Source organism: Parabacteroides sp. merdae-related_45_40 (genome assembly GCF_001915675.1).
Genome location: NZ_MNQY01000007.1, coordinates 1 through 2,379, shown reverse-complemented (window position 1 = coordinate 2,379; position 2,379 = coordinate 1). Strand labels below are relative to the sequence as shown.

Annotated in this window: 2 protein-coding genes (1 of these 2 only partly in view); both read right to left on the bottom strand. The window is 41.4% G+C overall.

The window, feature by feature from the left end:
* A protein-coding gene (locus BHV83_RS00120) for a fimbrial protein (RefSeq protein WP_286755151.1) crosses the window boundary here: on the bottom strand, positions 1-425 show its 5' portion. 40 nt of this gene lie to the left of the window's left edge; the window shows 425 of its 465 coding nt (coding positions 1-425); it begins with the start codon at positions 423-425; its stop codon lies beyond the left edge, outside the window.
* 18 nt (positions 426-443) lie between these two features.
* Positions 444-2,379: DUF4906 domain-containing protein (locus BHV83_RS00115; RefSeq protein WP_286755149.1), on the bottom strand; the 1,936-nt coding region annotated here is incomplete at its 5' end.

The following is a 2,379-nucleotide window of genomic DNA, read 5'->3' as shown; positions in this document are numbered from 1 at the left end:
TTGCTCTGAGACTGGTCGGCAAGTTGTGCCAGCTTGGATTCGAAATCGGAATAGCTCGTAACACCGGCAAGCGAATTTTCCGGCGTATTGGAAACGATCACGATCTGCGCCCGCATGGTCATAGCAGGCACGTTCAGGATAGAGGCCTCGCCTTCCGAGTTGGTTGCCTGCCAGCCATAGCCAATCAGTTGTGCACCGCTTTCGTCGAAAACGAGCACCGAAAGGTTATTTACTTTGGCCTCTCCGGCCAACTCATTCTCATCATTCGGGTGAAACCCTTTCGTTACGGCCGACCCCGCCGCCTTGACCGCAATGCTCAACGAAGCATCCGCATCCTTCCCCTTAAATGATTCTTCATCCTTGGAGCAAGCAGTACAGCATAGGAGTACTGCCAGGGTCGAGAGGAATATGTTTGATAGTTTCATAATCATAATGTTTATTAATTAAAGAGGTCTTGCCACACAACGAATATATCCTTCACCATTGCCAGAAACAATCTGCTTAGTCGTAACATCATACAATCCATCCATCGTCCAATATTTTGCTTCTTTCAACGGATTTGCTTTCTCCAACTCAATAATTTTATCTATTTCTGCTTTTGTCGGCAAGAAAGATTTTAAATAATTACCAATACTTGTCGCTGCATATGGGTTTTGATAATCACCTGTTCCCATACAAATTCGCTGCGCTCTAATTTTATCCGTAGTCCTACTAAAATATTCATTACGAGAACCATCCGAATATCCACCTTCAACTTCTTTAGGATGTAAATATGCACCATCAACACGACGGGCATAAACGGTTGATTTATCGGATGGACTATAAGTATTTGTTAACAACAACAAAGGAAGTTCCTTTACCATCAATACTGATGTTTTTGTTTCCTCATTGGTTATAAAAGTCATCTTATACTCACGCGTATTATAAATATCCCCTTTCGCAACTTCATCTCTCCTATTTAAATTATCTGCAGAAGAAAAACTTCCCTGATTATAATTACGCCCTTCACCAAGAATACCGACATCATTCGGTGCAATAGCAAACTCAGTCAACGAATTTGCAGTAATTTTAAAATTGCCAAAATCAGCTGCAGAAGAACCACTCCAATATCCATTTTGATTAAAGTACATATTCATATCAGCCGACGAAACACCAGTAGTTGTCAACGTAATGCTCCCTGATGTTCCATTAGACACATAAAAAGGGACATAACCAAGACTCTGCGGATAACCGTCAATCACTAAATCTCCTTCCGGCAGGAAAGTCGCTTCATCTAATTTTGCATGTACGCGCCACTCATGTTTCAGCTCGCCATATCCGGCTTCTTGGCTGAAATCCAATGTCACTATATAACTTTTATTTCTACAGATATTAAAGTCTGAAGTAATATCTTCACCCAAAAAGAAACGATAATTAATATCACCGGCATCAACTGTTGTTGAAGAAGAAGTCTGGCTTTTCACAATAGAATACTTACCCTTTACTTCAATGTAAGTACAAGCCAGATCATCCCATTTCTTAAACCAAGTATCATAATCTACCACATCTGCATTTTCAGGCACGTCTATACCCGGACTTTTATAAGCGGCTCCTTTTTCATTGGGATAAACACCTTGTTTATTTTCATACATATGAAAATAAGAACCTTTATCACTTTGAACCTCGTCAATATCAAACTCAATATCAGCAGCAACTGTTTGCTTCGGTGTCAACTTATTGTCACCTTCACCAGAAAATGGCATAAGGGTATAGACACTTGGCAACTTACGGACTTTTACACTATGTATATTTAGATAAACCTTATCCATATCCGGCAAATTTTTCGTAATTCTGAATGTCACCTTTGAATAAGGTGGTACGACCCGTGCACAATAAGAAGCGCCATCCGTTGTTACATTGACACCTGTATTTATTCCTTCTTCGTACATTTCGCTACTCTTAGACGCATCTGTTCCCTCTGCAACAAATCCTAACATCATCTCCTTACCTGTCGGTCCCTGACTTGCTTGAAATTGTGCGGTCAACAAATCCGCTTCAGTGGCATATTCGGCCGCTACACTTTGGGAGCCGGTATTCGTCAATACATATATCTTATGTCGACCTGTTTTTGTTGAAAATTCCACTGTCCGTTGGTCAGCCTCATCATTCCATTTTCCCCAATAAGCAACAGTTCCATCCCCCCCTGCCTCGTTATACACAAGTACCGCCAAATCATCTATTTGTCCGAATGTTTCACCATTATCTAAGGCTTTAGTTTCAACTACCGTAACATCAGGTGCTCCGATATTCAGTTTCAAGGTCACCGGCAGACCTTCGGGGACATCCGGACCGTTGTTGCCTTTATCGAAATCTTCGTTGGTACACGAAGCGACTGTCAGC